This window comes from Metallibacterium scheffleri (assembly GCF_002077135.1).
GTDB lineage: Bacteria > Pseudomonadota > Gammaproteobacteria > Xanthomonadales > Rhodanobacteraceae > Metallibacterium > Metallibacterium scheffleri.
The window spans coordinates 1,529,279-1,556,074 of record NZ_LDOS01000002.1 but is presented as its reverse complement, the minus strand read 5'-3'; the positions used below and the strand labels follow the sequence as shown (position 1 = coordinate 1,556,074).

The following is a 26,796-nucleotide window of genomic DNA, read 5'->3' as shown; positions in this document are numbered from 1 at the left end:
ATGGATCAGCGGCACGCGACATCGATGCCGCTGGCGATGGCGTCGACGATCCGGTCGATCTCCCCGGGCGTGATGCAGTACGGTGGCATGGTGTAGATGACTTCGCCCAGCGGACGCAGCACCACGCCGTGCGTCAAGGCGTCCAGGCGCGCGCGCAGACCGCGGCGCTCGTGCGCGGGAAAGGGCGTGCGGGTGCGCTTGTCGGCGACTAGCTCGACCGCGGCGATCAGCCCGGTCTGGCGCACCTCGGCCACGTGTGGATGATCGACCAGCGGGGCCAGGCGCGCGGCCACATAGGCGGCCAGGGTACGGTTGCGCTGCAGTACCGGTTCGTCGCGGAAGATATCCAGCGTGGCCAGCGCCGCGCGGCAGGCCAGTGGATTGCCGGTGTAGCTGTGCGAATGCAGGAACGCCTTGCCGGCGCTGTATTCGGCGTAGAAGGCGTCGTACACGCGCTGCGTGGTCAACACCGCGGCCAGCGGCATGAAGCCTCCGGTCAGCCCCTTGGACAGACACATGAAATCGGGCGTGATGCCGGGGGCCGCGCCCGCATGCGGTGGCGGTGCCTGTTCGCAGGCGAACAGCGTGCCGGTGCGACCGAAGCCCACCGCGATTTCATCCGCGATCAGGTGCACGTCGAACCGATCGCACAGCGCGCGCAGTCCGCTGAGATAGCGCGGGTGGTACATGCGCATGCCGCCCGCGCACTGCACCAGCGGCTCGACGATGAGCGCGCATACCTCGTGCGCGTGGCGTTCGAGCAGCACGTGCAGATCGTCGAGTCGACGCAGCGCCACCTGCTCGGCGCTTTCACCTGGTGCGGCCTCGTAGGCATCCGGCGATGGCGCGACGATGCGCTGCATCAGCAGCGGCGCATAGGCTTCGCGATACAGACCGGTATCGCTGACCGCCAGCGCGCCCAGCGTCTCGCCGTGGTAGCCGCCGCTGAGTGCGATGAAACGCCGGCGCTCGCCATGGCCCTGATTGCGCCAGTAGTGGAAGCTCATCTTCAGCGCCACTTCCACCGCGCTGGAGCCGTTGTCGGCGTAGAACACGCGTGCCAGTCCCGGCGGCGCCAGCGCGAGCAGGCGTTCGGCCAGTTCGACGGCGGGTGCATGCGTGAAGCCGGCGAAGATCACCTGTTCCAGTGTTTGCGCCTGCGCGGCGATGGCGGCTGCGATGCGCGGCTCGGCGTGACCGAACAGATTGGTCCACCACGAGCTGATCGCGTCCAGATAGCGCTGGCCATCCATGCCGATCAACCAGGCGCCTTCGCCGCGCGCGATCGCCAGCATGGGCACGGTTTCGTGATCGTGCATTTGCGTGCAGGGATGCCAGATCGCGGCGAGATCGCGGCGGATGAAATCGTCAACAGAGTTCATCCAGGCATGATCGCGGCTGCGCGTGCGCGGCTCAAGTGCGGCGTGCGGCTCAGGCCCGGTTGCCGCGGGTACAATCACGCATCATGCCCAAGCCGCCGCGCATTCTCGCCACCCGACCCGCGCCCGCCACGTCATTCCTGCGCATCGAACAGGTCGATCTGGAATTCTCCAACGGCGTGCGCTGCACCTTCGAGCGCATGCTGCCATCCGGTCTGGGCGCGGTGATGATCGTGCCGATGCTGGATGCCGAAACCGTATTGCTGGTGCGCGAATATGCGGTGGGCGTGGAACGTTACGAGCTGGGCCTGCCCAAGGGACGCATCGAGCCGGGCGAGAGCATCGAGGCCGGTGCCGGGCGCGAGATGCAGGAAGAAGTCGGCTACGGCGCGCGGCGCCTGCTGCGGCTGACCACGCTGACCCTCTCGCCGGCCTACATGACGCATCGCACGCACGTGGTATTGGCGCAGGATCTGTACCCGCGACGCTTGCCAGGCGATGAGCCGGAGCCGCTCGAAGTGGTGCCGTGGAAGCTCGCCGAGCTGCATACCCTCCTTGGCCATGCCGAGGTCAGCGAAGGTCGTTCCATCGCGGCGCTGTTCATGGCACGCGAGCATCTGGCCGGACGCTATTCACCATGACCGATCTGGACCTGGCGCGTGCGGTTGGCGCCTGCGCGCGCGACGCGGGCAAGGCGATCCTCGAGATTTATGCCGGCAGTTTCAGCGTGCAGCACAAGGCCGACACCTCGCCGCTGACCGCCGCCGATCTGGCCGCGCAACGCATCCTTCTGCACGGCCTGGCACGGCTGGCGCCCGGTGTGCCGGTGCTCAGCGAAGAAGCGGCCGCGGCGCCATGGTCGCAGCGGCAAGCATGGTCGCGTTACTGGCTGGTCGATCCGCTGGATGGCACGCGCGAATTCGTCAAGCGCAACGGCGAATTCACCGTCAACGTGGCGCTGATCGAGGACCACCGCAGCGTGCTCGGCGTGGTGCATGCGCCGGTCAGCGGCGAGCTGGCCTGGGCGGTGGCAGGCGAGGGCGCGTGGCTGCAGGACACGCCGACGCAGATGCCGCGGCCGTTGCGCGTGCGCACCGCACCGGTGCGCCCGCTGCTGGCCTGCAGCCGCTCGCATGGCAGTGCCGAGGAACAACAGATGCTGGCGCGACTGGGGCCGCACCAGCGTCTGGAGCTGGGTTCGTCGCTGAAGTTTCTGCGCCTGGCCGACGGCAGCGCCGATGTGTACCTGCGCATCGGGCCGACCTCGGAATGGGACACCGCCGCCGCGCAATGCATACTCGAACAGGCCGGTGGCGCGGTGCTTGACCTGCGCGGGAACGCACTCGGCTACAACCGCAAGGACTCGCTGCTCAACCCCAGTTTCATCGCCGTTGCCGATCCCGCGCGCGATTGGCTGGGTCAACTTGGCCTCACGCCGGAGCGCACTGACCATGACCGATGAATCGCGCTACGACACCGATGCCCTGCTGGCGATCATGGCGCGCCTGCGCGATCCGCAGCGCGGCTGCCCATGGGACGTGCGGCAGGACTTCGATTCCATCGCGCGCTACACGCTGGAAGAGGCCCATGAGGTCGTCGATGCCATCGAGCGCCGTGACTTCGATGATATCCGCGACGAGCTTGGCGATCTGCTGTTCCAGGTGGTGTTCCACGCACGCATGGCCGAGGAGGCCGGGCATTTCGCCTACGCCGATGTGGTGCAGGCCATCGCTGGCAAGCTGGTGCGTCGCCATCCGCATGTGTTCGGTGATACACGTTATCGCGATGCCGCCGAACAGACGCGCGCCTGGGAGGCAATCAAGGCCGAGGAGCGTCGTGCGCGCGGCGATGTGCTGTCGGACAGCGTGCTCGATGGCGCCTCGCGCGGACATTCCGAATGGCAGCGTGCGCTCAAGCTGCAGGAACTCGCCGCAACGGTCGGCTTCGACTGGCCCGGACCCGGGCCGGTGCTGGACAAGCTCGACGAGGAAATGGCCGAGCTGCGCGCCGAGTTCGGCCGTGCTGTGGCGGTCCCAGCCGACGTCGCGCGCATCGAGGATGAGCTGGGCGACCTGTTGTTCGTCGCGGTCAATCTGGCACGCCACGCGCGCATCGATCCGGCGCGCGCCCTGCGCCACGCCAACGCCAAGTTCGAGCGCCGTTTCCGCGCCATGGAACGTCGCGCGCGCGAGCGTGGCCTGGACATGGCGCAGCTTGATCTTGCCGCGCAGGACGTACTGTGGGATGCGGTCAAGGCCGCGGAGCGCGGCGCGCACTGATCGCGAGCCCGGACGTGGTGGCGTTGCGGCCGCTCAGTCCGGCATGCGCAGCGCGCCCGGCGTTCACCCGTGCTCGATCCTGTCGCGCGCGAATACATGGCCTGCGCGCGCGCCGCCAGTCATTCCTGACGCAGGATGCGCAAGGGCGAACTGGACAGCAGCTTGCGCGTTCCGGCCAGGCCGAGCAGCGTGACCGCGATGACCGTGACCAGCATGGCCAGCAGCAGCGGGCGCAAGGGCACGACGAAATGCGGCAAATCCAGCACGCTGCTGGCCAGCCACTGACCGGTGGCCAGCGCGCCCAGGGCGCCGGTGAACGCGGCGATCGCGCCGAGCATGGCGAACTCGGCGACGCTGGCCAGCAGCAACTGGCGGCGATCGGCGCCGAGGGTGCGTAGCAGGGCGGCCTCGTGGCGGCGCTCACGCGCGCTGGCGGTCAGCGCGGCGACCAGTACCAGTGCGCCCGCCAACAGGCTGAAACCCAGTACCCAGCGCAGCGCAGCGCCGACCTGGGCAATGATCCCGCGTACCCGCGCCAGCAGGCTGTCGACATCGATCAGGCTGACGTTGGGCAGTGCGCGCGATGCAGCCTGCAGACGTGTCGCCTGGCCTGCTGGCAGGTAGAAGCTGGCCAGCCAGTTGTGCGGCAGGCTGTGCCCATGCAGCGGATCGAGCAACAGGAAGAAATTCACCCGGAATGAATCCCAGCGCACCTCACGCAGGCTGGTGACGCGCGCATCAAGGCGGTGCTCGCCGACCTGAAAACCCAGCGTATCGCCCAGCTTGATGCCGAAGCGTTGCGCCCAGCCGCGATCCACCGACACCTCGGCCACGCGCGGTTGCGCGCTGAACCAGTGCCCGGCCACCACGCGGTTGCCAGGCGGCGGCAGCGCCGACCAGGACAGACGCAACGTCTGCTCGGCCCAGCGGCGCGTGGCCGCATCGGCGAAGTGGCGCTGCGCGATCGGTATACCGTTGATGGTGCTCAAGTTGCCGACTATCAGCGGCAGCATGTTCAGCTCGGTGCCGCCTGCTTGCGCGACCTGCCGCGCGAAGCTTGCGCGCTGCGCGCCCTGCACATTCAACGCGAACCAGTTGGGTGTGTCAGGCGGCAGCTCGCGCTGCCACTGACCCAGCAGTGCGGGTGTGACCACGGCCAGCAGCAGCAGCGCGCTGAGCCCCAGCGATAAAGCCACGGACTGCAGCAGGCTCAGGCCACGGCGCCGCGCCAGCGAGGCCAGGCCGATGCGCAGCGCCGGATGCGCATGCGCGGCGGAATGCCGCGCCAGCGTCAGCAGCGCGGCGCTGATCAGCGCCGCGGCCGTACCGACGCCGACCAGACCCAGCCCCAGTCCGAGGCTGAGGTTGAGGCCACCGCCCTGCGCCAGGATCAGGCCCAGCGCGACCGGCAGCGGCAGCAGATACAGCAGCCGGTCGCGCCAGCGCAGCGCGCCGGAGCTGCGCCGGAACACCGCTTGCGGCGGCACCGAGGCAAGGCGCGCCAGCGGCGGCAGCGCGAAGCCCAGCAGCACCGCCACTCCGGCCAGCGCCGCGCCCAGTGCCGGCGCGATCGACAGCGGCGGCGCTGGCTGCGGCAGCAAGGCTTGCGCCAGATGCCAGGCCAGCGCCGCCAGTGCCAGCGCCAGCAATACGCCCAGCGCCAGCGCCACCAGCGCGATGCTGCCGAGGCGCGTGGCCAGCAGTCCCAGTACCTGGCGGCGCGGCGCGCCGAGGGCGCGCAGCAGTGCCACCTCGTCGATCTTGCGCAGCGCATAGCGTCGCGCCGCCAATGCGATTGCGATGCCGGACAGCAGCGCCGACAACAGCGCGATCAGTCGCAGCAACGTGCTGGCGCGATCAAATGCGAAACGCAGCCGTTGTTGAACGTCGCTCGGCGTGATCAGACGCGCGCCGCTGGGCAGGTGCGCCTTGGCCCAGCGCGCATACACGGCGATTTGCGCTGGCGTGCCGGCCAGCAACAGGCGATGGGTGGCGCGACTGCCCGCGCCCAGCAATCCGGCCGCATCGGCGTCGGCCAGATTGACCACGGCGCGCGGCGCCAGCGCGAACAGCGCGCCGCCGTCGGGCATCTGCACCAGGCGCGCGGCGATGCGCAGTTGCATGCCGCCCAATTGCAGCGTGTCGCCGACGCGCAAATGCAGCGCATCCAGCGCGCGCTGGTCCAGATACACCGCGCCGCGCGCCGGACCGTGGCCGTCGTACACGCGCCCGTTGTCCGCGGCCAGTTGCGCATGGCCGCGCAGGGGCCAGGCAGGGTCGGTGGCGAGTACATCCAGCAGCTGGCTGGAATCACCGTGGAACGCCATGCTCGGGAAACTGGCGCTGCGGTTCTGCTGCAGTCCGAGACGTGCCGCCTCGCTGCTGAAGTCGGCTGGCAGCTTGCGATAGTCGGTGGACACGCCCAGGTCGCCACCGATCATCTCGGCGGCGCGCGCCAGCAGCGCCTGCTCGACGCGCGCACCGAGACTGGCGACCGCGCCCAGCGCCGCGACCGCCAGCACCAGCGCCGCCGCCAGCGTGCGCAGCTCGGGCAGGCGCCATTCGCGGCGCAGGCCACGCCAGGCCAGCGGCAACGCTTTCATGCCTGCGTGGCGCGAATGCGCCCGTCGACCAGTTCCAGCAACGCATCGCAACGCGCCGCCAGATTGGTGTCGTGGGTCACCAGCACCAGCGTCGTGTCCTGTGCGCGATTCAACTCGAACAGCAGGTCGATGATGGCCGCGCCCGTGCGTCGGTCGAGATTGCCGGTGGGCTCATCGGCGAACAGCACGCGCGGCTGGTGCACGAAGGCGCGTGCGATCGCCACGCGCTGCTGTTCGCCGCCGGAAAGCTGCGCCGGGTAATGCCCGAGACGCTGCGCCAGACCCACCGCGCGCAGCGCATCCGTGGCCCGTGTGACCGCGTCGCGGCTACCCTCCAGTTCCAGCGGCAGCAGCACGTTTTCCAATGCGCTCAGCGCCGGCAGCAGCTGGAACGACTGGAACACGAAGCCCACCAGCCGGCGCCGCAATCGTGCGCGGCGCTCCTCATCCAGATCGGTGAGCACATGGCCATCGAGCACGATGCGTCCGCTGCTGGGCTGATCCAGCCCGGCCAGCAACCCCAGCAACGTGGTCTTGCCCGAGCCCGAAGCGCCGACAATCGCGGCGCTGGCAGCACGCGGCACGCACAAGTCCACCGCATCGAGGATTTCCAGTGCCTCGCCGTCGGGACTGCGCACGTGCTTGCTAACATCGCGGGCTTCAAGCATGCAGGAGTCGGAATCCATGGTGCGGTGGTCCTCGTGGTGCTGGCTGTTGCTGATCGGATTGTTGGCGCTGCCGACGCAGGGGGTGGCAGCGCTTGCCACCAATCGGGCTGTGACGTCGCGCCCCGTTCTGGTGCTGGGCGATTCGCTTTCGGCTGCTTACAACATCCCGCGCGCGCAAGGTTGGGTGCATCTGCTGGGCGCGCGTCTGGCCGAGATGCGGCCACCGCGCGAGGTTATCAACGCCAGCATCAGCGGCGCGACCACCGCCGATGGCCTGGCGCGCCTGCCGCGGTTGCTTGCGCGCGACAAACCCGCGTTGGTGATCATCGAACTGGGCGCCAACGACGGCCTGCGCGGGCTGCCGTTGATCGAGATCGAACGCAACCTGCAGCGCATGATCGTGCGCAGCCGTGAGGCGGGCGCGAAGGTGCTGTTGCTGGGTATCGAATTGCCGGTGAATTACGGTCCGCGCTATCGCGCCGGGTTGCAGGCGATTTATGCGCGCTTGGCGCGACGCTATAGGCTGCCGCTGGTGCCGTTCCTGCTGGCCAAAGTCGCATTACAACCGGCGCTGATGCAGGACGACGGCCTGCATCCGCGCGCGGCCGGTGAGCCGCTGGTGCTGGATACGGTGTGGCCGGCGCTGCAGCCGATGCTCAGCGGATTGCCGCGATGAACCTCAGCACCGCGTGATCTTCACGCCGGGATCACTCTTGGCAGGTGCACTCTTCACATGAGTGAAGAGTGCCGAGCCCTCCCGGAGCAAGCCCATGAATACACGTGACGAACCCGCTGGATTGATCCTGTTGATCGAGGACAACCGCGCCATCGCGGAAATGGTGGGCGAGTTTCTCGAGCGTCGCGGCTACGTCGTGGATTACGCCAGCGATGGCGTCACGGGTCTGCATCTTGCGGTCAGTCAGAGCTTCGACGTGATCGTGCTGGATCTGATGCTGCCCGGCATGGACGGCCTCGACCTGTGCCGCAAGCTGCGCCAGGACGCCAAAAAATCCACGCCGGTGCTGATGCTGACCGCGCGCGACACGCTGCAGGACAAGCTCACCGGGCTGGATGCGGGCGCGGATGATTACCTGGTCAAGCCGTTCGAGATCCGCGAGCTGGAGGCACGCGTGCGCGCGCTGATCCGCCGCGATCGGCGTCAGGTGTCCACCGAGGTGCTGCGCGTTGGCGATCTGGTGCTGGACACCGCCACGTTGCGCCTGATGCGCGCCGGACAGGATCTGCAGATCTCGCCGATCGGCCTCAAGCTGCTCGGTATCCTCATGCGTGAATCGCCGCGGGTGGTCAGCCGCCAGGACATCGAGCGCGAAATCTGGGGCGATGCACTGCCCGATTCGGATACGCTGCGCAGCCACCTCTACAATCTGCGCAAGATCATCGACAAACCCTTCCAGCGGCCGCTGCTGCACACCATTCACAGCGCGGGCTACCGGCTGGCCGATCTGGACCATGAAGTGGCTGGCGGCGCGCAGCAGATCGGCTGAGATCAACCAAGCCTCCACCGGGATACCACGCATGCGTCGTATCGATGGCATACGCCGCAAGATCTGGGCGATGTTCGTCCTGCAATTGGCGGCGATCACTTTCGCCACCATTCTGGGGGTCTACGGTGCCGCCGCGGTGCTCGAGGATGTGCTGATCAAGCGTGCCCTGGTCGAGGAAGCCGCGCACTACTGGCAGCGCATCGAGCACAATCCGGTGGCCAAGCCTCCGAACACGGCCAACCTGCGCGGGTTTCTGCAGCCATCGGGGCAGGGGGTCGCTGTACTGCCTGATTACCTGCGCAGTTTCACGCTGGGCTATCACCGGCTCAACCGGCCCAATGGGCACGACCTCGTTTATGTCAGCGACTGGCCCAATGGCCGACTGTTCCTGGTGTTCAAGCAGGAGCAGGTTGACAAGCTGGCGTTCTTCTTTGGCTTCGTGCCGCTGACCGTGGTGCTGCTGATCATCTACATCACCCTGTATTTCACCTACCGTGCATCGCGCCGTGCGCTGTCGCCGGTGATCGCGCTGGCCAGCGTGGTCCGCGAACTCGATCCACTGCATCCTGACCTCGGTCTTCTGGCGCCGGATCACCTGCCTTCCGATGCCGATGGCGATGTGCTGGTGCTGGCGGGCGCCCTGCATCGTTTCGCCAGCCGCAACGAGCAATTCATCGAGCGTGAGCGCAATTTCACGCGTGACGCCAGCCACGAGTTGCGCAGTCCGCTGACTGTGATCAAGGTCGCCGCCGATGTGCTTGAGGAGGAGGCCAGTCTGACCGCCTTCGGGCAGCGTTCGGTGCAGCGCATTCGCCGCGCGGTCCGCGATATGGAATCCCTGATCCAGGCGTTCCTGATTCTGGCGCGCGAGGGCGATGTGGGGCTTCCCGACGAAGACTTCGTGGTCAACGACGTACTGCGCGAGGAAATCGACAAAGCCCAGGATCTGGTAGCCGGCAAGCCGGTCAAGCTGGAGCTGGTGGAACAGGCCCGCCTCGGTTTGTACGCACCTGCGCGTGCTTTCGCGGTGCTGATGGCCAATCTGATCCGCAATGCCTGCCTGTATACCGAGCACGGCAGCATCCGTGTAGTGATCGCCGAAAACGGCGTGCGCGTAGTAGATACCGGCATCGGCATGAGCGCAGATGAATTGGCGCAGCTGACGACGCCGTTTTTTCGTGCGCAACGTGGGCACAGCGATGGCCATGGCATCGGACTCAATATCGTACGACGTCTGGCCGAGCGCTTCGGTTGGGAAATCGGCTTTGCCAGCAAGTTGAATGCAGGTACCACGGTCAGCGTGCGCTTTCCCAACGCGCATTTGATCAAGGATTGAGCGGCGGCTTGCCTTCCCGGTTCCCGCGTCGCGATGCGACATGTCGCGCGGCGCTGTTGTTGGCATCATGCACAGCATCGCAATTGCGCGTCGGGAGATATTGATGAACGCAAGCCTCAAGCCAACGCTGCTGATCCACGGTGGCGCTGGCGCCATTCCCGAAGCGCTGGATGACGAGGACGCGCGTGCCATCCGCGCGGCGCTGACGGATGCGCTGCGTTCGGGTCATGCGCTGCTCGAAGCGGGCGCGGCTGCGCTGGAGGCGGTGGTCGCAGCGGTCACTGTTCTCGAGGATGCGCCCTGGTTCAACGCCGGCCATGGCGCGGTGTATACGCACGACGGTCGGCACGAACTCGATGCCGCGGCAATGGACGGCGCCACGTTGCGCGCCGGCAGCGTGGCAGGGTTGCGCCATGTGCGCAATCCGGTGCAGCTGGCACGCGCGGTAATGGAACGGTCTCCCCACGTGATGCTGGCCGGCGCGGGCGCCGAGGATTTCGCCCGCGTGGTGGGCGTGGCAATGGTCGAGCCGGCCTATTTCGATACGCCGAAGCGATACCAGGAATGGCGTGATTATCTGCACGCGGCGCAGGGCCCCGGGACTGCATCCTCCACGAATTATTTTGGTACGGTCGGCGCGGTTGCGCTGGATGCCCGTGGCCAACTGGCTGCGGCGACTTCGACCGGCGGCATGACCGGCAAGCGCTGGGGACGCATCGGCGATACGCCGGTGATCGGCGCTGGTACTTATGCCGATTCATGCGCTGCGGTGTCGTGCACTGGCTGGGGCGAGTTTTATCTGCGCACCTGCGCGGCGCATGGAATATGCACGCGGATCGCGGCCGGCGCAGCGCCTGATGTCGCGGCCGATGCCGTGATCATGCAGCAGATTCCTGCGCTGGGTGGCAGTGGGGGCGCCATCGTGCTCGCGGCGGACGGTCGCTTCGCGTTGCCGTTCAATACCGCGGGCATGTATCGCGGCAGCATGGATGCCGCAGGCGTGGCGCGGATCGCGATCGGGCGCGAGGCGCCGCGGGTTTGCAATCCGCGCTGAGCGCGGCTCATCAGGCGGTGGTTTTTCCGCCACGCGCGCGGGGGGCTGGCGCGGTACTCGCGCGCGTCACCGGCTTGCCGCTGGTGGTCATGCTGCCTGCCGCTGGTTTTCTGGTTGCCGTCGCGCGTGGCGCAGGCTGGTTCGCCGCGCGCGCGCGCGCGGCGCTTTTGCCGTGGCGCAGATCGAGCCGGTGTTGGTCGTGAAATGCGGTCATGTAGTCGGCCAGTTCCTGGCGAAACGCCTTGCTGGCCATGCTGCGCGGCGTGCTGCTGCGCGTCAGTGCGCGGTCCATGCGCTGCAGCAAGTCATAGTCGTGGTAATCACGATAGGGCTTGAGGTCGAGATCATCGGGGATTTTCTTCAGGCGTTCATCGCCGATCGACTTGACGTATTTCTGCATGAAACGGTCGTAGGCGCGCCACGCGACCCGGTCCGCATGCACGGCGGCTTCTTCGGCGCGCGTCGCGATCTGGTGCGCATGCAGATAGTGCAGGTCGAGCTGGTCGATCAGGGTTTTCTCGACCTCTTCGTGCAAGATCAGATAACGATCCACTTCGATGTCACGACCGCGGTAGCGAAAACTCTTCGGCAAGTGGCGGTCGATGTAGATGGTCTTGCCATCCAGGCTGTAGCCGGCGAGATAGGGAATGTCATGGCTGCGGTCGAGCTTTTTCACGCGGCGCAGGATCGCATCCAGCGCGCGCTCCATCATGAGGCTCGACACGAACCAGTCGGGCGCATGCAGCTTGCGGTGCGGAGCGGATGGATGGCAGCTGGAAGTGGGCATCGCGATTCCCGAGGCGTGGCAGGATCCCGCGAACGATACTCGCGAAAGCCACGGATCGTGTCAGTCGATTCGTGTTGTGGCGATGACCATTGGGTGAGGCGACCAGCCGCTGCCTTGATGAATGCCGCGGCTGGTCGTGCCCATCAGCGCTGGCTGACCACGGTGATATTGCCCTTGTTGTCAACACGCACGATGTCGCCGTCGCGAATGCCGCGCGCGTCCTGCACCTGGACACGCTGGATGTTGCCATCGGCCATGCGGATGCGGATCACGTAGGCCGTGTTCTGGCCGCCTTGGCCGAGGCGGTTGCCGGCATAGCCGCCGCCGACTGCTCCTGCGACCGTGGCCAGTGTGCGGCCACGGCCACCACCGACCTGGTTGCCGAGCAGGCCGCCCACGACGCCGCCGAGTATGGTTCCAGCGACCTGATGGTTGTCACCCTGGGTGATATTGGTTTCGACCTGGATGACACGCCCGCAGTCATAGCAGCGCACGTAATAAGCGCCGTTGCGGGTAATCACGCTTTGCGCCTGCGCGGGCACCGCCATTGCCATGGCGCTGGAGATCAGGGCGATTCCGGTGAGTGCGATCAATGCCTTGTTCATGGGATTTCCCTCGGGTTGAATGACGTGGAGACAAAAAAGAATCATCGGATATGCGGTGAAGTGGATGTTGCGACCAGGAGGCTGCGATCCGAGCGACTGGACCGCCCGGATCGTCTTCGCCCTGATTCTAGTGACTCCTGCGTAATATTTCGGTGTGCCGGGCGACGACGACATTATCGTTGTGTTCAGATCGTGCGGCGATTCGGTCTGAATTCTGCTATCGTTGTCGATACTGTGTTTGCAAGGTCCTCAAGCGCGGGCCCGATGCTGGTTGATCCAAAGGTTTGTACCAACGATCCGCTCCATCGCTACGCTCCTGTTCCATGCACAACCCAGTAAGCCGGCGTTGCAGTGCGCCTCGCCTCATTTTTGTTTACCAGGAGTGTTTCAATGTCAGATCGTCAGGTCGGCACCGTCAAGTGGTTCAACGACGCCAAGGGTTTCGGCTTCATCAGCCGTGACGATGGTCCGGATGTGTTCGTGCATTTCCGCGCTATTCAGGGCAATGGTTTCAAGTCGCTCAAGGAAGGCCAGCAGGTCAGCTTCAAGGTTGTGCAGGGCCAGAAAGGCTTGCAGGCCGACGAGGTTCAGGCCGTCTGAGGCCTTTGTGCCCGGCCCGGCCGGGTTGGGTGCAACAAGGGCCGGCGCAAGCCGGCCTTTTGCATTTCAAGAGCGATTTGCACAACCGCTCCGGCACATGGACGTGCCGCCGCGACGAGCACGCAAGTGCTTGTTGCAACAAAAGTGGCGCGGCTCTGCCGCGCCCGTTTGTTTGCAAACCGCGGCAAGGATGCCCGGGTGTGCAAACTGATCTCAGGGGGCCGATGCAAGCCTGACCTTTGCATTTCAGCCTGCGGGTGCGCGTGCGGGCAAGCGCGGATCGGCTTGAACCTGATCGCGACCATTGTGTTTGGCCGCGTACATGGCCTGATCGGCGCGCTTGAGCAATTGCGGCATGGATTCACCCATCTGCGCCTCGGCTGCGCCGATGCTGATGGTCAGGCCGGGCAGATCGGCACTGATCGCCAGACGCCGGTTGCGCACTGCTTCCAGCAGGCGCTCGGCCACGCCCAATGCCTGCGAAAGGCTCTGTCCCGGCAGCAGCACCATGAATTCCTCGCCGCCGTAGCGGCCCAGCACATCGTGCTCGCGCAGTTCCAAACGCAACGTGCGCACCAAGGCCACCAATGCCTGATCACCCGCCTGATGCCCGGCGTGATCGTTGAGGCGCTTGAAGTGGTCGAGATCGACGAACAGCACGCTGAGCGGCCCGGTTTCCGTTTCCAGCATGTTCTGCAGGCGCCTCAGCAGCGCGCCGCGGTTGTAAGTGCCGGTCAGGGCATCGACCTCGGCCCGGTGCAGCGCCTGGCGATGGTCGCGACGCGCAGCCAGCGTGCGATCGGCAAGGCCGGCGATGAGCACCAGTGCTTCGAATGCCGCGGCGGCCAGACTGGCGCGCTGCAGCCAGGTCCAGGATTGCAGCAGGTTGAACGACTGCAGGCTGTCACACACCGTCAATATCACCAGCGGCGACCAGCCGAGCAGAAAGAACCCGGCGTAGCGACTACCGCGCAGCCAGGCCAGCACCAGAAGGGTCAATACGCTGGGCCCGGCCAGCACCACCACCGGGTTCTGCAGCCAGCCACCGAGTGCGCGCGCCGCCGTCCACGGCACCAGACTGAGCAGCACGATGCCGAGGAAGAGTCCCGCCAATCCTTGTGGAATATGCCGCGACCACGGCAGATAGCGTGGCAGGTCGGCAAAACGTGTAGCAAACAGGATGCTCGCCGCACCCGCCATGCCACCGGCCACGCGCGCGACCATGGCCGGGTCATCCGCCACCCAGCCCAGTTCCAATGGATGAAACGCATAACCTGTGCTGACTGCGCTCAGTAACGCATAGGCCAGCACGTACACGGCGTAGAACAGGTAGGCGCGATCGCGCAGCAGCAGTCCAAACCACAGGCCCATCAAGCTCATCACCGACAGCACGGTGAGCACGCTGGTGACAAATGCCAGCCAGCCATTGGCTTGCACTGCCCACGCTTGCGGCGAGCGCAGGGCGAAATGCATGGAGCTGCCCAGCCAGGCGTTGGCTTGGAAAAACAGCCATAGCGGCGCGTCGCCGCGCAGGTTTTCGAGGCGAAAAACCAGCTGTCCTGGCGGATGCAACACACCGCGATCGAGGTTCTCCAGAGCTTGTTGCTGTGGTGCCTGATCCGCAGCGTACAGCCTGACCACGCCCAGTCCAGGTTGATCGATGGCCAGCATCCACACCCCCGCAGGCCATGTGCCTGCGGCCGGTTGCAGGCGTACCCAGGTGCCGTTGACGCCGCGCGGCAGGTGCACGAGGCCACCCGTGTTGAATGTCTGCAACGCATGCGCCGTGGCCACGGCAGGTGGCTGTGCCGGAGTTGTCCGCTGCGCGGGTGCCATCATCCAGGCGCCACGCAGAGCCACTTGCGCCGCTCGTGCGGGCAGGGCCAGCGCGCACGACAACCCCAGTGTCATGAGCACGCCCAGCAAAATCCGGCTTGAATTGGAGTGCGGCATCAACAAAATGGAGGCTCGTTGCGCGGTGATTGGCAGCTCACCAAGCAAGTCGCATGCCGCGCGCGCCTGCTGGAAGTGCTTGCAATCAATGGATCAGGAAATCATGACGACGATCACGCTGTCCAGCGTCTCCAGGACGATCCCGGTTCAGGCTGCGGATGGCGCAACGGCGGAAATCAGCCTGGTACTGCCGGAAGGTGCGCAGTACGGCCTGCTGTGGCTTCCGGCCATGGGTGTCGCGGCGCGGCACTATGCACCCCTGGCTGCGCATTGCGCGGAGCAGGGCATTGCCTGCGCCGTGCATGAATGGCGCGGCATCGGCAGCAGTTCGTTGCGTGCCGGTCGCGGTCGGGCGCGGGATTGGGGTTACGGCGAGCTGCTGCGCGATATCGGTGCCAGCTTTGCGGCCGCACGCGCGGCCGCGCCGGGGCTGATCTGGCTGCTGGGGGGTCACAGCCTCGGCGGACAATTGGCGCTGTTGTATGTCAGCCAGGTCCGCGCGCCCATCGATGGTCTGGCGCTGATCGGCAGCGGCACGCCGTACTGGCGCAATTTTCGCTGGCCGCAGCGGTGGCCGTTGCGTGCTGCATTCGCACTGGCGCCGCTGGTCGCGGGTACATGGGGTTATTACCCCGGGCGCCGTCTCGGTTTCGGTGGCAACGAATCGCGTGGCGTGATCCGCGACTGGACGCGCAGCGCGCGCAGCGGGTGCTATCTGATCACAGGTCAGGACATGGATGCCGACGCTGCGCTGGCGGAGGTGCGTCAGCCGGTGCTGGTGTTGCATGCGCGCGATGATCGGTTGGTGCCGCAAGCGGCAGTCGACCACTTGCTGGCCAAACTGCCCAATGCATCGTGCGAGCAAATCCAGCTCGATGCTGCGGATTTTGGCACGGCCACGGTGGGTCACTTTGGCTGGATGCAGGCACCGCAACCGGTTGCGCGTGCCATCGCGGCGTGGGCCGTACGAAGGGCGTGAACGGTTCGTTTCGGCCGCGGCAATGATCGCCGCGCACGCGGCCGGACCTGGCTGCGATACTTGTCACGTGACGCGTCGGCAGACCGCTCGCACCAGCCCTTGACCAAGGAACCCGCATGCTTTTGTTCTCCACGTTCCAACAGCGCGAACTGAAACTGCGCAATCGCATCGTGGTTTCGCCGATGTGCCAGTACTCGGCGCGCGATGGTGTGCCAGACGACTGGCATTTCGTGCATCTGAGCACGCGCGCGGTAGGTGGCGCCGCGGTCGTGTTCACCGAGGCCACGGCGGTGGCGCCGCAAGGCCGCATTTCGCCAGCCGACACCGGGATCTGGAATGACACGCAGCAGCACGCATGGGCACGCATCGCGGCGTTCATCAGCGCGCAGGGCGCGATCCCGGCGATGCAACTGGCGCATGCCGGGCGCAAGGCCAGCACCGCCGCGCCATGGGACGGCGGCAAGGGTGTGGACGATGCCGCTGGCGGCTGGCAGCCGCTGGCGCCCAGTGCGCGGGCATTTCGCGCTGATTATCGTCAGCCGCGCGCACTCGATGACACCGACATCGCCGCGCTGGTGCAGCAGTTCGTGGCCGCGGCGCGACGCGCGGATGCCGCGGGCTTTGGCCTGATCGAGCTGCACGCCGCGCACGGCTACTTGCTGCACCAGTTCCTATCGCCGCTGAGCAACCAGCGCACCGACCGTTATGGCGGCAGCTTCGACAATCGCATCCGCCTGCTGCTGGAAGTGACCGCTGCGGCGCGTGCCGCGTGGCCAGCGCACAAGCCGCTGTGGGTGCGCATTTCGGCCAGCGATTGGGTTGAAGGTGGCTGGGACATCGAGCAAAGCATCGCGCTGTGCCGGCAGTTGCGTGAGCTCGGCGTGGATCTGATCGATGTGTCTTCCGGCGGGCTGGATATGCGGCAGCAGATCGAGCCGGGGCCGGGGTATCAGGTTGAATTCGCCGCGCGCATACGCAACGAGGCCGGCATCGCGACTGGCGCGGTGGGCATGATCACCGACGCGCAGCAGGCCGAAACCATCCTCGCCACGCGGCAGGCAGATGTGATCCTGCTGGCGCGCGAGTTGCTGCGCGATCCGTACTTTCCGCGCCGTGCCGCGCAGGCGCTGGGAGTCACGCTCGCTCCACCACCGCAATACGCCCGCGCCTGGTGAGTGCGCAAGCACCGTGATTGCCGGAGGAGCGCGCCGATGCAAACCACGCAACGCTGGCTGTTGAGCGGTCGCCAGCACGATCTGGGCGATGGCTTCATGGTGCGGCGCCTACTGCCGCAGGTGCAGCGGCGCATGGTCGGCCCGTTCGTGTTTTTCGATCACCTCGGACCGGTCGATTGCGCGCCGGGTCGGGGTCTCGATGTGCGCCCGCATCCGCATATCGGCCTGGCCACGGTGACCTACCTGTTCGAGGGTGTGTTGCGTCATCGCGACAGCGTGGGCAGCGTGCAGGATATCGAGCCCGGCGCGGTCAACTGGATGACCGCGGGGCGCGGCATCGTGCATTCCGAGCGCACGCCGCCGACGCAGCGCGCGGCAGGACAGCGCGTGCATGGCATCCAGACCTGGGTGGCGCTGCCTCCGGGTGCGGCCGAGTGCGAGCCTTCGTTCCAGCATCACGCTGCCGTGGCGCTGCCATCCTGGCAGCAGGATGGCGCGCAGTTGCGCCTGATCGCGGGCAGTGCCTATGGCCGCCATGCGCCGGTGCGGGTTTTCGGGGCGTTGTTCGATCTGGCCTGCGTGGCGCAGACGGGCGCCGAACTGCTGCTGCCCGCCGAACATGCCGAACGCGCGGTGTATGTGCTCGATGGGGTCGCGGAACTGGATGGCCGCCCCATCCTCGCCGGCGAGTTGGCGGTCGAGATCGGCGGCACGCCCGGGCACCTGTGTGCCCGCACGCCGCTGCTCGCGATGCTGTTCGGTGGCGCGCCTTACGGCACGCCGCCGCACCTATGGTGGAACTTCGTTGCCGGTGAGCGTGCGCGCATCGAGCAAGCCAGGCGCGACTGGTCCGCGGGACGCATGGGTAGTGTGCCCGGCGAGCACGAATTCATTCCGTTGCCGCCGAGCTGATGGCTCCCTGCGCGCGCGCCGCGCCCACGACCGATGTCGATCATGTGTTGATCGGCGCCTGGCTCAGCGTGCCCGGTAGCTGCGTGAAGGCATGGTTGAGCGCGGCGTGCACGACCTCGCCTGGGTTCACGCGCAGCGCCTTGAGGATGCCATTGGTGCAATCGTTGCTGCGTGTGGGCTTGCAGTTGGACCACTGGTGCGCGTGCGCTGGATGCCAGCGGTCGTTGCTGGCGTAGCCGATGGCGAAATAGCTGCCTGCATGCAGTCCATCGATGCGGTAGTGGTTGCTGCCGATCGGCACGCGCACGCAGCGACTCGGGCCGCTTTCGGCATTGACCGCGCAGACGCGCAGTGGATCATGTCCGCGCGCACGGATCGTGCCTTCGAGCACGCCGGTGTCGATGCTGGCGCCGGCCTTGCGTGCGCCAGGGGCCACGGGCCTCCAGTTCACGAAGGCAAGTTCACCGGCCAGGTCATTGCGCTGGCTGACCTGCAACTCGTGTTTGCCGCCGAGGTCCGCCTTCCACTGCAGGACGCCGGTGGATACCAACCCGGCATGCGGAAAGTGGGCTTGCGCGGCTCGGCGCACCGCCGCCACGCCGCTCGGCGAAACCAGCTTGAGCATGCGCTCGCCGTTGGCGTTGTGCAGCAGGTAAAACTCCTCCACATCCAGGCCGAGGACGTGCATCGGCTGGCGCGCCACGCAGTCCAGCGTGCTGCCGCCGGCGTAGTGCTCGAGTCGGCAATCCAGATTGCGGTCACCGCGCAGCGCGAGCATCAGCCGCGCGGGCGCTTGGTTGATGGCTGCCCAGTCGTGGCCGGACAGGATGGCGGGAAGACTGGCGGCGCTCGCGGTGGCGGCGGCGGCAGCCAGCGCTACGAACATCAAAGTACGTTGCATGATGGGTTCCTCGACGGCCAACGAATGCCGCTATGGACCCGTGTGTGGCGATGCGGTTCCAGTCGAGCTAGGGTGTGTTTCGCACCGATTCACACCGCCGAGGCCGCGTATGGCGCGTTTCCGCAGCTTTGCCGAGTTCTATCCGTTCTATCTGGGCGAGCATCGCCACCGCGTGTGCCGGCAACTGCATTTCGCCGGTAGTTGCATCGTGCTGTTGCTGCTGCTGACGGCGTTGTTGACACGTGATGCGTGGTGGCTGCTGCTGGTTCCATTGGTGGGCTATGGCTTTGCCTGGGTCGGGCATTTCGTGTTCGAGAAAAATCGCCCGGCGACGTTCCAGCACCCGTGGTACAGCCTGCTCGGCGACTGGCGCATGTTCGCCGATGTGTTGCGCGGCAAGGTGCGGCTGTAACCTCAACGATAAACCTCGTGGCAGGCGCTGCAGGCGGCGCCGATGCGCTGCGCCGCTAGGCGCAGCGCCGGGCAGTCGGCTGGCGCGACCGCCTGCGCGGCGGCGATGCGCGCGTCGAGCTTGCTCACGTAGGTGTCGAAGCGCAGATCGGCGGCATGCGGATTCAGCGCCGGGTTGATCTGCATGCTCATGCGCGCCACCCAGGCCAGGTTGTTCTGGTTATCTGCGGCATTGCATGTGCCCGTGTCGAGGCCGTGGCGCAGAGCGCCGTAGTGCTGCTGCATCACCGCCATCACGCCGCGCGGGTAGGCATCGCGCGCGGCCAGGATCTTGCCGACCTGGCTCATCGCCAGGGCGCCGATGGCGATGCCGAGGATCAGGACCAACGCGTAGCGCATGCAATCTTCCTTGTGTCGTGGAACCGATGCGCAAGCATAACCATCCGCACCTTGCGCCGGGCTTGCGCCGGCTGCACGGCTTTGCATGGTGCCGCGACGCTGTTAGCCTCGCCCGCCCATGCTTGCATCCGATCCACGCTTTGCCGGTGTCGTGCGCCTGTATGGCGCAGCGGCCTTGCAGCGCCTTGCCGCTGCGCGTGTCGGCGTGGTCGGCGTCGGCGGCGTCGGCTCGTGGGCGGCCGAGGCGCTGGCGCGCAGCGGCGTTGGCACGTTGCGTCTGATCGACGCCGACGAGGTGTGCATCAGCAACACGAACCGTCAGTCGCACGCGCTGGACGGCAACTACGGCAAGCCCAAGGTGGCGGTGCTGGGCGAGCGGCTGCACGCGATCAATCCCGCGCTGCACCTGCAACCTGTGGAACGGTTTCTCACCACCGAGCGTATGGATCTGCTCGCCGATTGCGATGTGGTCCTGGATGCCTGCGATGCCCTGGCGGTGAAAGTGGCGTTGATCGCGCACTGCCGCCGCAACAAACAGCCGGTGGTTACGGTGGGCTCGGCCGGTGGGCGCAGCGACGCGGTGCGCGTGCAAGTGCGTGATCTTTCGCGCACCGAGCACGATGCCTTGCTGGCGCTGGTGCGCAAACGCCTGCGCCAGCAGCATGGGTTCGCGCGCAACCCCGAGCGCTATTTCGGCATCGCCGCCGTGTACTCGATGGAAAACGTGCGGCGCGCGCCGGATGTCGATGCGGCTTGTGAACCTGGCAGCCTCGATTGCGGCGGCGGTCTGGGCTCGGTGATGCACGTCACCGCAAGTTTCGGCATGGCCGCCGCGGGCAAGACGCTGGAACTGCTGCTGCGCTAGCACAGCAGTAGGTTGCAACATACATTCACGCGCTGCGTTGATGCGGCACCGATCAGTTTTCCGCTTTGGTATCCGTTAGTGCATGCCCGCGCCAGCCGCGGCGTTGAATGGCGGTCGCGCCAGCCACACCAGCGGGATGATGACGATGAACAGCCAGCCGAACAGCCAGAACACATCGTTCACCGCCAGCGTATAGGCCTCCTTACTGACGATCAGATCGATCAGGCCGAAAGTTGGTGGTCCATGCAGTCCCAGTGCATGCACCTTGTCGATGTAAGCCACCGCGCCGGGATTGCCCAGGCTGACCTGTTCGGCGAGCACGGCGTGGTGATATTCGGCGCGGTGCTGCCATAGCGTCACTGTCACCGCCGTGGACACGCTGGAAGCCAGTGTGCGGAAAAAATTGGCCAGTCCGGAGGCCGAGGCGATCTGGTCCGGGCGCAGGCCGGCGATGATGATCTGATTCAGCGGGATGAAGAAGAATGCGATGGCGATGCCCTGCACGATGCGTGGCTCGACCAGTTGCCAGAATGTGGAGTCCGTGCTGAATCCGGCAAACCAGAACGATGTCCAGGCGAACACGATGAAGGCGAAACTTACCGCCATGCGCAAGTCCATGCGGTGCAGGTTTTTGCCTACCAGCGGCGACAGCACCACGGCCAGCAGGCCCACCGGCGCGGTGGCCAGTCCGGCCCATTCGGCGGTGTAGCCCAGTGTGGTCTGCAGCCACAGCGGATACACCACGTTGATGCCGAAAAAGCAGAACATGCCGACTGTCAGCGACAGCACGCCGATGCTGAAATTGCGCGATTTGAACAGGCGCAGATCGACCACCGGGTGTCGGTCGGTGAGTTCCCACACGATCAGGAAACTCAAGCACACCAGCGCGGTCAGGCCCAGGGTCAGGATCAGCGGCGAGGCGAACCAGTCCATGTTGTTGCCGTTGTCGAGCATGAACTGCAGCGAGCCCACGCCCGCAGCCAGCAGCACCAGTCCGACGATGTCGATCGGCACCTTGAAGGTCTTCGATTCGCGCCCGCGCATCAAGGTCAGGGTGAGCAGACCGGCGGCGAGTCCGACTGGGATATTGATCAGGAAGATCCACGACCAATGCATGTTATCGGTGATGTAGCCACCCAGCACCGGTCCGAAAATCGGCGCGATCACCACGGTCATGGCCCACAGGCCCAGCGCCACGCCCTGTTTCTCGCGCGGGTAGATGCTGAACAGCAGGGTCAGCGACAGCGGCACCATCGGCCCGGAAACCATACCCTGCATCAGGCGGAAGAACACCAGCATGGGCATGCTGGTGGACAGTCCGCATAGCCCCGAGAACACCACGAACAGCAGCACCGAGGTGGTGAAGGTGCGCACCTCGCCGAAGCGCCGCGCGATCCAGCCGGTGAGCGGCTGCATGATGGCGCTGGCCAGCGCGTAGGAGCTGATCGCCCAGGTGCCTTCCTCGGGGCTGACGCCCAGGCTGCCGGCGATGGTCGGCACCGACACGTTGACGATGGTCAGGTCGAGCACTTCCATGAACGTGGCGAAGGCGATCGCCGCCGTCATGATCACCAGTGGCGTGCCCTTCAGCGGCGTGCCGTAGGCGTTGGGCGCCGCCTCCTGCGTTGGGCTCATGGCTCGCGCGTGTTCCCGGTGGCGGCTGCGGCGGCAGCCTGGATGATGCCTGTGGCGGCGGCGTCGGCGCCCGTCAACTCATGCGCGTACACCGTGGTGATTGCTGCCGGCTGCGAGCTCGGCTGCTGCGCCAGTACCTGGCCCTTGCGGTCGCGGATATCCACATCGACATCCATCGACAGGCCCAGGCGCAGCGGATGCTTCGCCAGATCGCTCGCGTCGATCGAGATGCGCACCGGCAGACGCTGCACCACCTTGATCCAGTTGCCGGATGCATTCTGCGGTGGCAGCAGCGCGAACACCGAGCCGGTGCCGGCGCCCAGGCCCACGACCGCGCCATGGAACACCACGCCGCTGCCATAGAGGTCACTGGTCAGTGTGACCGGCTGGCCGATGCGCATGTCGGCGAGCTGGGTTTCCTTGAAGTTGGCATCCACCCACAGATGCGAGAGCGGAATCACCTGCATCAGCGGTTGGCCGGGCTGGATGCGCTGCCCGAGCTGCGCCGTGCGTTGCGCGACATAGCCTGTCACCGGCGCCAGCACCACGTGGCGTTGCAGGTTGATCCACGCTGCGCGGAAGGCGTCGCGCGCGCGCAGCACGCCGGGATTGCGCGCGATGTCGGCGCCCTGCACGGCGGCGCGCGCGGCGCGTTCCTGTTGCACGGCGGCGTGCAGCGCGGCGCGCGCGGCGATGACGGCGTTGCGCAAGCGGGTCACCTGTTCGGCGGCAACGGCACGCTGCTTGAGCAGCGGCGCACTGCGGCGCAGGGTGTCCTCGGCCTGCGCCAGCTGTGCCTGACGCGCGGCGATTTCAGCCTGCGCCTGGGCGACCTGGGCGAATTGCGCGGCCACACCACGCACGGCCTGCTGCAGCGCATGGCGGGCGCTGGCCAGGTTGAGCTCGGCATCGGTCGGATCGAGCTTGAACAGCGGCTGCCCGGCGCGCACCAGTTGGGTGTCGTCGGCCAGCACTGCGACGATGGTGCCTGGCACCGCGGCGGCCACATTGACCTGATTGCCGTGCACGTAGGCGTCGTCGGTGGTCACGCGCAGCGAGAACACGAAATACCACAACACCAGCCAGATCAGTCCAGCCAGCATGAACGCGCTGGCCAGAATCAACAGCATGGCGCGGCGTCTGGATGGCGGCGTATCTGCGCCCCGCGCGGTGGGTGCAGTCGTGGTTTGTGCGTCGCTCATGGCGTGGTGTCCGGTGCGTGGGCGGGTGCGGGTGTGGTGGCTGCGGCGGCAGGGGTCGCGGTAGCGGCGCCGTCCATGTAGCCGCCGCCCAGCGCCTGGATCAACGCGACCTCGGCGGCAAGCTGCTGGCCGTGCAGTGCAGTTAGCGTGGCGCGCAGGGTGATCAGCGAGGTCTCGCTGGCGATGGCGGGCGCGGCATCGGTGAGGCCTTGACGCAGGCGTGCGGCGGCCTGGCGCGACAACTCGACGCTGGCCGTAAGCGCCTGCTGCTGGCTGGCGCGCTGCGCATCAAGACGCTGCAAGTCCAGCACCGCCGTGCCGACTTCGCGCGCGGCATCGAGCACCGCCTGGTTGTAGCGCGCGGTGGCGCCATCGAGTTGTGCCACGCTGTAGCCGTAGCGCGCCTTGAGTGCACCGCCATCGAACAGCGGCAGGCTCAGTGCGGGGCCGACATCGAACACGCGGCTGCCCAGGGCCAGTGCCTTGCTGGTATCGATGCTGGAAAATCCGGCCATGGCGCCGAGACTGAGATTGGGCAGGAAGCTGGCGCGTGCGGCACGAACCTGTTCGCCCATGGCCTCGACCTGCCAGCGCAGCGCGACCAGGTCGGGGCGCCGCGCCAGTAATTGCAGGCGCGCATCGTCCGGCAATGCCGCGCTGACCGCCGGCAACGGGCGCGGCTGCAGCGGTGGCAATTGCGCCGGCGCCACACCGACCAGTGCCGCGAGCACGGCGCGCTGCGTCTGCGCGATGCCGGCAAGTTCTGCGCGCTGGGTATTGGCCTGCGCCCAACGCAGCCGCGCGCCGGCGTCGAGATCCTCCGGATCAAGACCCTGGCGGACGCGCGCGGCGCTGAGTTCGCGCAGTTGTCGTTGCAGCCGCACCAGCGCATTGGCGTCGCGCAGTTGCGCCTGATCGGTTTGCCAGGCGAAGTAGGCGCTTGCGATGGCCGTGGTCAAGCCCAGGCGCACAGCCTGGGCCTCGGCGCGCGCGGCACGCACGTCATCGATGCGGCTGGCGAGTTGTGCGTGTTGCTTGCCCCAGAAATCGAAGCTGTAATCGAGTTGCGCACCGAGGTCGCTTTGTGTGTACCAGGTGAAACCGAGAAAGCGCGGTGGAATCAGCCCGTTTTCGCTCAAGCGCTGGCGCGTCAGGTCGGCGCTGGCGCCGATGCGTGGGCGTTGCGCGGCGGCATCGAGTCCGGCCAGCGCCACGGCAGCACGCACGCGCGCACGCGCCGCGGCAAGACCGGGAGAACTGCTCAGCGCTTGCTGCATCAGCGCGTCGAGTTGCGCATCGTCGAAATCGCGCCACCAGTCAGCCGTCGGCCATGCCGCTTGCGTGGTGCTCGGCAAGCCGCGCAGCGGTGCATCGCCGCGCAATGCCGACGGTGGTGGCAGCGCAGGCGGTAGCCCGGCGCAGCCAGTGAGCAAGGAGAGCAATGCGATCAGGCTGACGGCGCGGATTCGGTTCATGGACGGGATTTCCCGCTGTGGGCGTCGAGCGATGTGGCCAGCCGTTGCAGCAAACGATCGAGTTGTCGTTTGTCGCTCGCACTCATGGCGGCGAGCGCGCCATGGACTTCGGCACTCAATTGCGGCAACAGGATGCGCGCCAGACGTTCGCCGCGTGCGGTGATGCGCAGGATCACGCGGCGCCGGTCGTCCGCGTCGGTCGTGCGCGTTGCCAGTCGCTTGCGCACCAGTGCATCCGCGATGCGCGTCATGTTGGTCGGGTGCTGCGCGGTCAGATTGCACAGCTCGCCGGGCGAGGCGCTCTTGCCGGGGCTGCCGAACAGTTGCATCAATGCGCTGAAGTCGGCTTCGACCAGACCATGAGGCTGCAGCAGGCGCTGCAGGCGCGCCGTCATCGCCATGCCCAGATGCTTGACTTTGCGTGCCAGCATCACGTCATCGACGGGTAGACCAACGCCACGCCCGCTGACGCGCTCGACACCTGCGCGGATCAAGGAGAATTCAGCGACCAAAGCCATTGATTCACCGGCCTAAATTTCACTGGTGAAATAATTCTCGATGTTGCATTGGCGTATCGTCAAGCGCCCATGCTCAAGGTGGGTCGCCGGACAAGCCGAACAGGCGGCAGGCATTGTCACGCGTGGCGGCTGCAACTTCATCGGGAGCCTGCCCGCGCAGCGCGGCGATTTCATCGAGGATGTGCGGCAGGCGTGCTGGCTCATTGCGTTGTCCGCGCCAAGCGCTGTCGGGTTGATCGGGGCTGTCGGTTTCCAGCAACAGGTATTGCAGCGGCATGCGCGCGACGATGCCGCGCAGGCGTTGCGCACGCGCATAAGTCACCGGGCCGCCGATTCCCAGCATGAAACCGCGATCCCACAATTGCGCCGCTTGCTGCGCGCTGCCGGAGAAACTGTGCACCACCCCGCGTAGGCCGGGGTGGCGTCGCAAGCTGGCGATCACGGCATCCAGCGCGCGGCGTGCGTGCACGATCACCGGCAGATGTCGCTGCGTGGCAATGGCGAGTTGCGCATCGAAAAAGAACTGTTGTCGCGCGCGATCGATATCCGGCATGAAATGGTCCAGTCCGCATTCTCCGATCGCCACGCAAGGCGTAGCGTGATCAAGCAGTGTCTCGAGCGCTTGCAGATGGCGTTGCTCGTGCGCGCCGAGAAACATGGGATGCAAGCCATAGGCTGCGTGCAACGATGCCTGGCTGGCGCAGAGTGAGCCGAGCGCCGGCCAGCTTGCTGCGGTGGTTGCGGGCACGATCTGCGCGATCACGCCAGCGGCGTCTGCGCGCGCCAGCACCTGCGCGCGATCAGCATCGAATGCATGGGCGTCCAGATGGCTGTGGCTGTCGATCAGCTGCTGCATGCAGTAACGATAAGGCACTTTGCGGCACCCTACTTGCCGCAACGCAGTGGATCGACGTGACAGCGACCGTCACGTGCCAGCGGGTCATCCTCTAAGCTCGGGTTCAGTCTGGCATTGCTGCAATCCGCTGCGGGAACGGCAGGCGCGCATGGCGCGCGCATGCTGTGATACCCGGGCCTGGTTCAAGGAGTCGATCATGCGTGTGCGTATGCAAACGATGGGAAGTCTGTTGCTGGTCGCCGCATTGGGGGTGGGTCTGGCTGGCTGCGCCCAGCAGCCTTACCGCAATGGGTATGGTCCGCAGCAAGGTTACGCGCGCGGGCAGGTGTGCGCGGATTGCGGCGTGGTTCAGCATGTCGAAGAGGTCTACGTCGAAAAGAATGACAGCACGCTGGGCACCGTACTGGGCGCAGTCATCGGCGGCGCGCTGGGCAACCAGTTGGGGCATGGCGGGGGGCGTGCTGCGACGACGATCGTCGGTGCCGTAGCGGGCGGCGCGGTGGGCAACGCGGTGGCCGGGCAGAACGGCAATCAGGTGCCAGCGTGGCGCATCTGGATGCGCATGAGCGACGGCCGCGACGTGAGTCTGATCCAGCATCAATACCCGGATGTGCGCCCAGGCGATGCGGTGGTCATTCGCGACGGGCGCGTGTATCCGCGCTGGCGTGGCGAGCACTGAACCACATGCAGGCGTGTCAC

At 66.5% G+C, this 26,796-nt stretch carries 27 protein-coding genes; 14 read left to right on the top strand and 13 right to left on the bottom strand.

The window, feature by feature from the left end; genetic code table 11:
- Positions 1 to 5 precede the first annotated feature (5 nt).
- Entirely contained in the window at positions 6 to 1,382 is a 1,377-nt protein-coding gene (locus Mschef_RS12325; RefSeq protein ID WP_081130012.1) for an adenosylmethionine--8-amino-7-oxononanoate transaminase, read from the bottom strand.
- 83 nt (positions 1,383 to 1,465) lie between these two features.
- Here Mschef_RS12325 and nudE point away from each other — a divergent pair, with 83 nt between their 5' ends.
- Genes nudE through mazG form a run of 3 tightly spaced genes read left to right on the top strand, consistent with a single transcriptional unit; the run spans position 1,466 to position 3,658 of the window.
- Entirely contained in the window at positions 1,466 to 2,020 is a 555-nt protein-coding gene (nudE, locus tag Mschef_RS12320; RefSeq protein WP_081128846.1) for an ADP compounds hydrolase NudE, read from the top strand.
- On the top strand, positions 2,017 to 2,841 hold the full coding sequence (gene cysQ, locus Mschef_RS12315) for a 3'(2'),5'-bisphosphate nucleotidase CysQ (RefSeq protein WP_081128844.1): 825 nt from the start codon (positions 2,017 to 2,019) through the stop codon (positions 2,839 to 2,841). The genes nudE and cysQ overlap by 4 nt, the downstream gene beginning before the upstream one ends.
- Positions 2,831 to 3,658 (top strand): nucleoside triphosphate pyrophosphohydrolase, encoded by an 828-nt coding sequence (gene mazG / locus Mschef_RS12310; protein ID WP_081128842.1) that lies wholly within the window; start codon positions 2,831 to 2,833, stop codon positions 3,656 to 3,658. The genes cysQ and mazG overlap by 11 nt, the downstream gene beginning before the upstream one ends.
- 119 nt (positions 3,659 to 3,777) lie before the next feature.
- Here the strand turns inward: mazG and Mschef_RS12305 are convergent, their stop codons facing one another.
- Positions 3,778 to 6,261: an ABC transporter permease gene (locus tag Mschef_RS12305; protein WP_081128840.1), complete on the bottom strand. Its 2,484-nt coding sequence runs from the start codon at positions 6,259 to 6,261 to the stop codon at positions 3,778 to 3,780.
- Positions 6,258 to 6,947, bottom strand: a complete 690-nt coding sequence (locus tag Mschef_RS12300) for an ABC transporter ATP-binding protein (protein WP_242426519.1) — start codon at positions 6,945 to 6,947, stop codon at positions 6,258 to 6,260. The genes Mschef_RS12305 and Mschef_RS12300 overlap by 4 nt, the downstream gene beginning before the upstream one ends.
- Here Mschef_RS12300 and Mschef_RS12295 point away from each other — a divergent pair.
- The 4 genes from Mschef_RS12295 (at position 6,946) to Mschef_RS12280 (ending at position 10,824) form a co-directional block, all read left to right on the top strand.
- Positions 6,946 to 7,605 carry an arylesterase gene (locus Mschef_RS12295; RefSeq protein WP_081130011.1) on the top strand — a complete coding sequence of 220 codons (660 nt, stop codon included), beginning with the start codon at positions 6,946 to 6,948 and terminating at the stop codon, positions 7,603 to 7,605. The two genes, Mschef_RS12300 and Mschef_RS12295, sit on opposite strands and share 2 nt — an antisense overlap.
- Before the next feature lie 94 nt (positions 7,606 to 7,699).
- Positions 7,700 to 8,434: a response regulator transcription factor gene (locus Mschef_RS12290; protein WP_081128836.1), complete on the top strand. Its 735-nt coding sequence runs from the start codon at positions 7,700 to 7,702 to the stop codon at positions 8,432 to 8,434.
- 31 nt (positions 8,435 to 8,465) lie between these two features.
- Positions 8,466 to 9,770, top strand: coding sequence for a sensor histidine kinase (locus Mschef_RS12285; protein WP_168708832.1), 1,305 nt, complete (start codon positions 8,466 to 8,468; stop codon positions 9,768 to 9,770).
- Positions 9,771 to 9,873: 103 nt separating this feature from the next.
- The gene (locus tag Mschef_RS12280; RefSeq protein ID WP_242426518.1) at positions 9,874 to 10,824 is read left to right on the top strand and encodes an isoaspartyl peptidase/L-asparaginase family protein; all 951 of its coding nucleotides are present in this window, start codon (positions 9,874 to 9,876) and stop codon (positions 10,822 to 10,824) included.
- Positions 10,825 to 10,834: 10 nt separating this feature from the next.
- Here the strand turns inward: Mschef_RS12280 and Mschef_RS12275 are convergent, their stop codons facing one another.
- Both Mschef_RS12275 and Mschef_RS12270 read right to left on the bottom strand, forming a co-directional pair.
- Positions 10,835 to 11,611, bottom strand: a complete 777-nt coding sequence (locus tag Mschef_RS12275) for a hypothetical protein (protein ID WP_136256258.1) — start codon at positions 11,609 to 11,611, stop codon at positions 10,835 to 10,837.
- Positions 11,612 to 11,754: 143 nt separating this feature from the next.
- Positions 11,755 to 12,216, bottom strand: coding sequence for a glycine zipper 2TM domain-containing protein (locus tag Mschef_RS12270; RefSeq protein ID WP_197686800.1), 462 nt, complete (start codon positions 12,214 to 12,216; stop codon positions 11,755 to 11,757).
- A gap of 390 nt (positions 12,217 to 12,606) precedes the next feature.
- Between Mschef_RS12270 and Mschef_RS12265 the strand changes: the two genes are divergently transcribed.
- Positions 12,607 to 12,816, top strand: a complete 210-nt coding sequence (locus Mschef_RS12265) for a cold-shock protein (protein WP_081128826.1) — start codon at positions 12,607 to 12,609, stop codon at positions 12,814 to 12,816.
- Positions 12,817 to 13,062: 246 nt separating this feature from the next.
- On the opposite strand, the gene Mschef_RS12260 is transcribed toward Mschef_RS12265, so the two are convergent.
- Positions 13,063 to 14,727: a sensor domain-containing diguanylate cyclase gene (locus Mschef_RS12260; protein ID WP_176212456.1), complete on the bottom strand. Its 1,665-nt coding sequence runs from the start codon at positions 14,725 to 14,727 to the stop codon at positions 13,063 to 13,065.
- Between the two features lie 145 nt (positions 14,728 to 14,872).
- Here Mschef_RS12260 and Mschef_RS12255 point away from each other — a divergent pair, with 145 nt between their 5' ends.
- From Mschef_RS12255 to Mschef_RS12245, 3 genes are all read left to right on the top strand, one after another.
- Positions 14,873 to 15,748 carry an alpha/beta hydrolase family protein gene (locus Mschef_RS12255; protein WP_081130010.1) on the top strand — a complete coding sequence of 292 codons (876 nt, stop codon included), beginning with the start codon at positions 14,873 to 14,875 and terminating at the stop codon, positions 15,746 to 15,748.
- Positions 15,749 to 15,864: 116 nt separating this feature from the next.
- On the top strand, positions 15,865 to 16,923 hold the full coding sequence (locus tag Mschef_RS12250) for an NADH:flavin oxidoreductase/NADH oxidase (protein ID WP_081128821.1): 1,059 nt from the start codon (positions 15,865 to 15,867) through the stop codon (positions 16,921 to 16,923).
- Positions 16,924 to 16,959: 36 nt separating this feature from the next.
- The gene (locus Mschef_RS12245; RefSeq protein ID WP_081128818.1) at positions 16,960 to 17,835 is read left to right on the top strand and encodes a pirin family protein; all 876 of its coding nucleotides are present in this window, start codon (positions 16,960 to 16,962) and stop codon (positions 17,833 to 17,835) included.
- 40 nt (positions 17,836 to 17,875) lie between these two features.
- Here Mschef_RS12245 and Mschef_RS12240 read toward each other — a convergent pair whose 3' ends face one another.
- Entirely contained in the window at positions 17,876 to 18,736 is an 861-nt protein-coding gene (locus Mschef_RS12240; RefSeq protein WP_136256562.1) for a hypothetical protein, read from the bottom strand.
- A gap of 109 nt (positions 18,737 to 18,845) precedes the next feature.
- Between Mschef_RS12240 and Mschef_RS12235 the strand changes: the two genes are divergently transcribed.
- Positions 18,846 to 19,148 carry an Mpo1-like protein gene (locus tag Mschef_RS12235; protein WP_081128813.1) on the top strand — a complete coding sequence of 101 codons (303 nt, stop codon included), beginning with the start codon at positions 18,846 to 18,848 and terminating at the stop codon, positions 19,146 to 19,148.
- Between the two features lie 2 nt (positions 19,149 to 19,150).
- Here Mschef_RS12235 and Mschef_RS12230 read toward each other — a convergent pair whose 3' ends face one another.
- Positions 19,151 to 19,546 carry a cytochrome c gene (locus Mschef_RS12230; protein WP_081128811.1) on the bottom strand — a complete coding sequence of 132 codons (396 nt, stop codon included), beginning with the start codon at positions 19,544 to 19,546 and terminating at the stop codon, positions 19,151 to 19,153.
- 118 nt (positions 19,547 to 19,664) lie between these two features.
- Between Mschef_RS12230 and Mschef_RS12225 the strand changes: the two genes are divergently transcribed.
- The gene (locus Mschef_RS12225; RefSeq protein WP_081128809.1) at positions 19,665 to 20,411 is read left to right on the top strand and encodes a tRNA threonylcarbamoyladenosine dehydratase; all 747 of its coding nucleotides are present in this window, start codon (positions 19,665 to 19,667) and stop codon (positions 20,409 to 20,411) included.
- A gap of 75 nt (positions 20,412 to 20,486) precedes the next feature.
- On the opposite strand, the gene Mschef_RS12220 is transcribed toward Mschef_RS12225, so the two are convergent.
- The 5 genes from Mschef_RS12220 to Mschef_RS12200 all read right to left on the bottom strand — a co-directional run bounded on the left by Mschef_RS12220 (position 20,487) and on the right by Mschef_RS12200 (position 26,097).
- Positions 20,487 to 22,046 (bottom strand): DHA2 family efflux MFS transporter permease subunit, encoded by a 1,560-nt coding sequence (locus tag Mschef_RS12220; protein ID WP_081128807.1) that lies wholly within the window; start codon positions 22,044 to 22,046, stop codon positions 20,487 to 20,489.
- On the bottom strand, positions 22,043 to 23,248 hold the full coding sequence (locus tag Mschef_RS12215; RefSeq protein ID WP_081128805.1) for an HlyD/EmrA/EmrK family protein: 1,206 nt from the start codon (positions 23,246 to 23,248) through the stop codon (positions 22,043 to 22,045). Before Mschef_RS12215 ends, Mschef_RS12220 begins: the two co-directional genes overlap by 4 nt.
- On the bottom strand, positions 23,245 to 24,723 hold the full coding sequence (locus tag Mschef_RS12210) for an efflux transporter outer membrane subunit (protein WP_081128803.1): 1,479 nt from the start codon (positions 24,721 to 24,723) through the stop codon (positions 23,245 to 23,247). The genes Mschef_RS12215 and Mschef_RS12210 overlap by 4 nt, the downstream gene beginning before the upstream one ends.
- The gene (locus Mschef_RS12205; protein ID WP_081128801.1) at positions 24,720 to 25,241 is read right to left on the bottom strand and encodes a MarR family winged helix-turn-helix transcriptional regulator; all 522 of its coding nucleotides are present in this window, start codon (positions 25,239 to 25,241) and stop codon (positions 24,720 to 24,722) included. Before Mschef_RS12205 ends, Mschef_RS12210 begins: the two co-directional genes overlap by 4 nt.
- 73 nt (positions 25,242 to 25,314) lie before the next feature.
- Entirely contained in the window at positions 25,315 to 26,097 is a 783-nt protein-coding gene (locus Mschef_RS12200) for a TatD family hydrolase (protein ID WP_081130009.1), read from the bottom strand.
- A 196-nt stretch (positions 26,098 to 26,293) separates the two neighbouring features.
- Here Mschef_RS12200 and Mschef_RS12195 point away from each other — a divergent pair, with 196 nt between their 5' ends.
- Positions 26,294 to 26,776, top strand: a complete 483-nt coding sequence (locus Mschef_RS12195) for an outer membrane lipoprotein (protein ID WP_242426517.1) — start codon at positions 26,294 to 26,296, stop codon at positions 26,774 to 26,776.
- Positions 26,777 to 26,796: the final 20 nt, after the last annotated feature.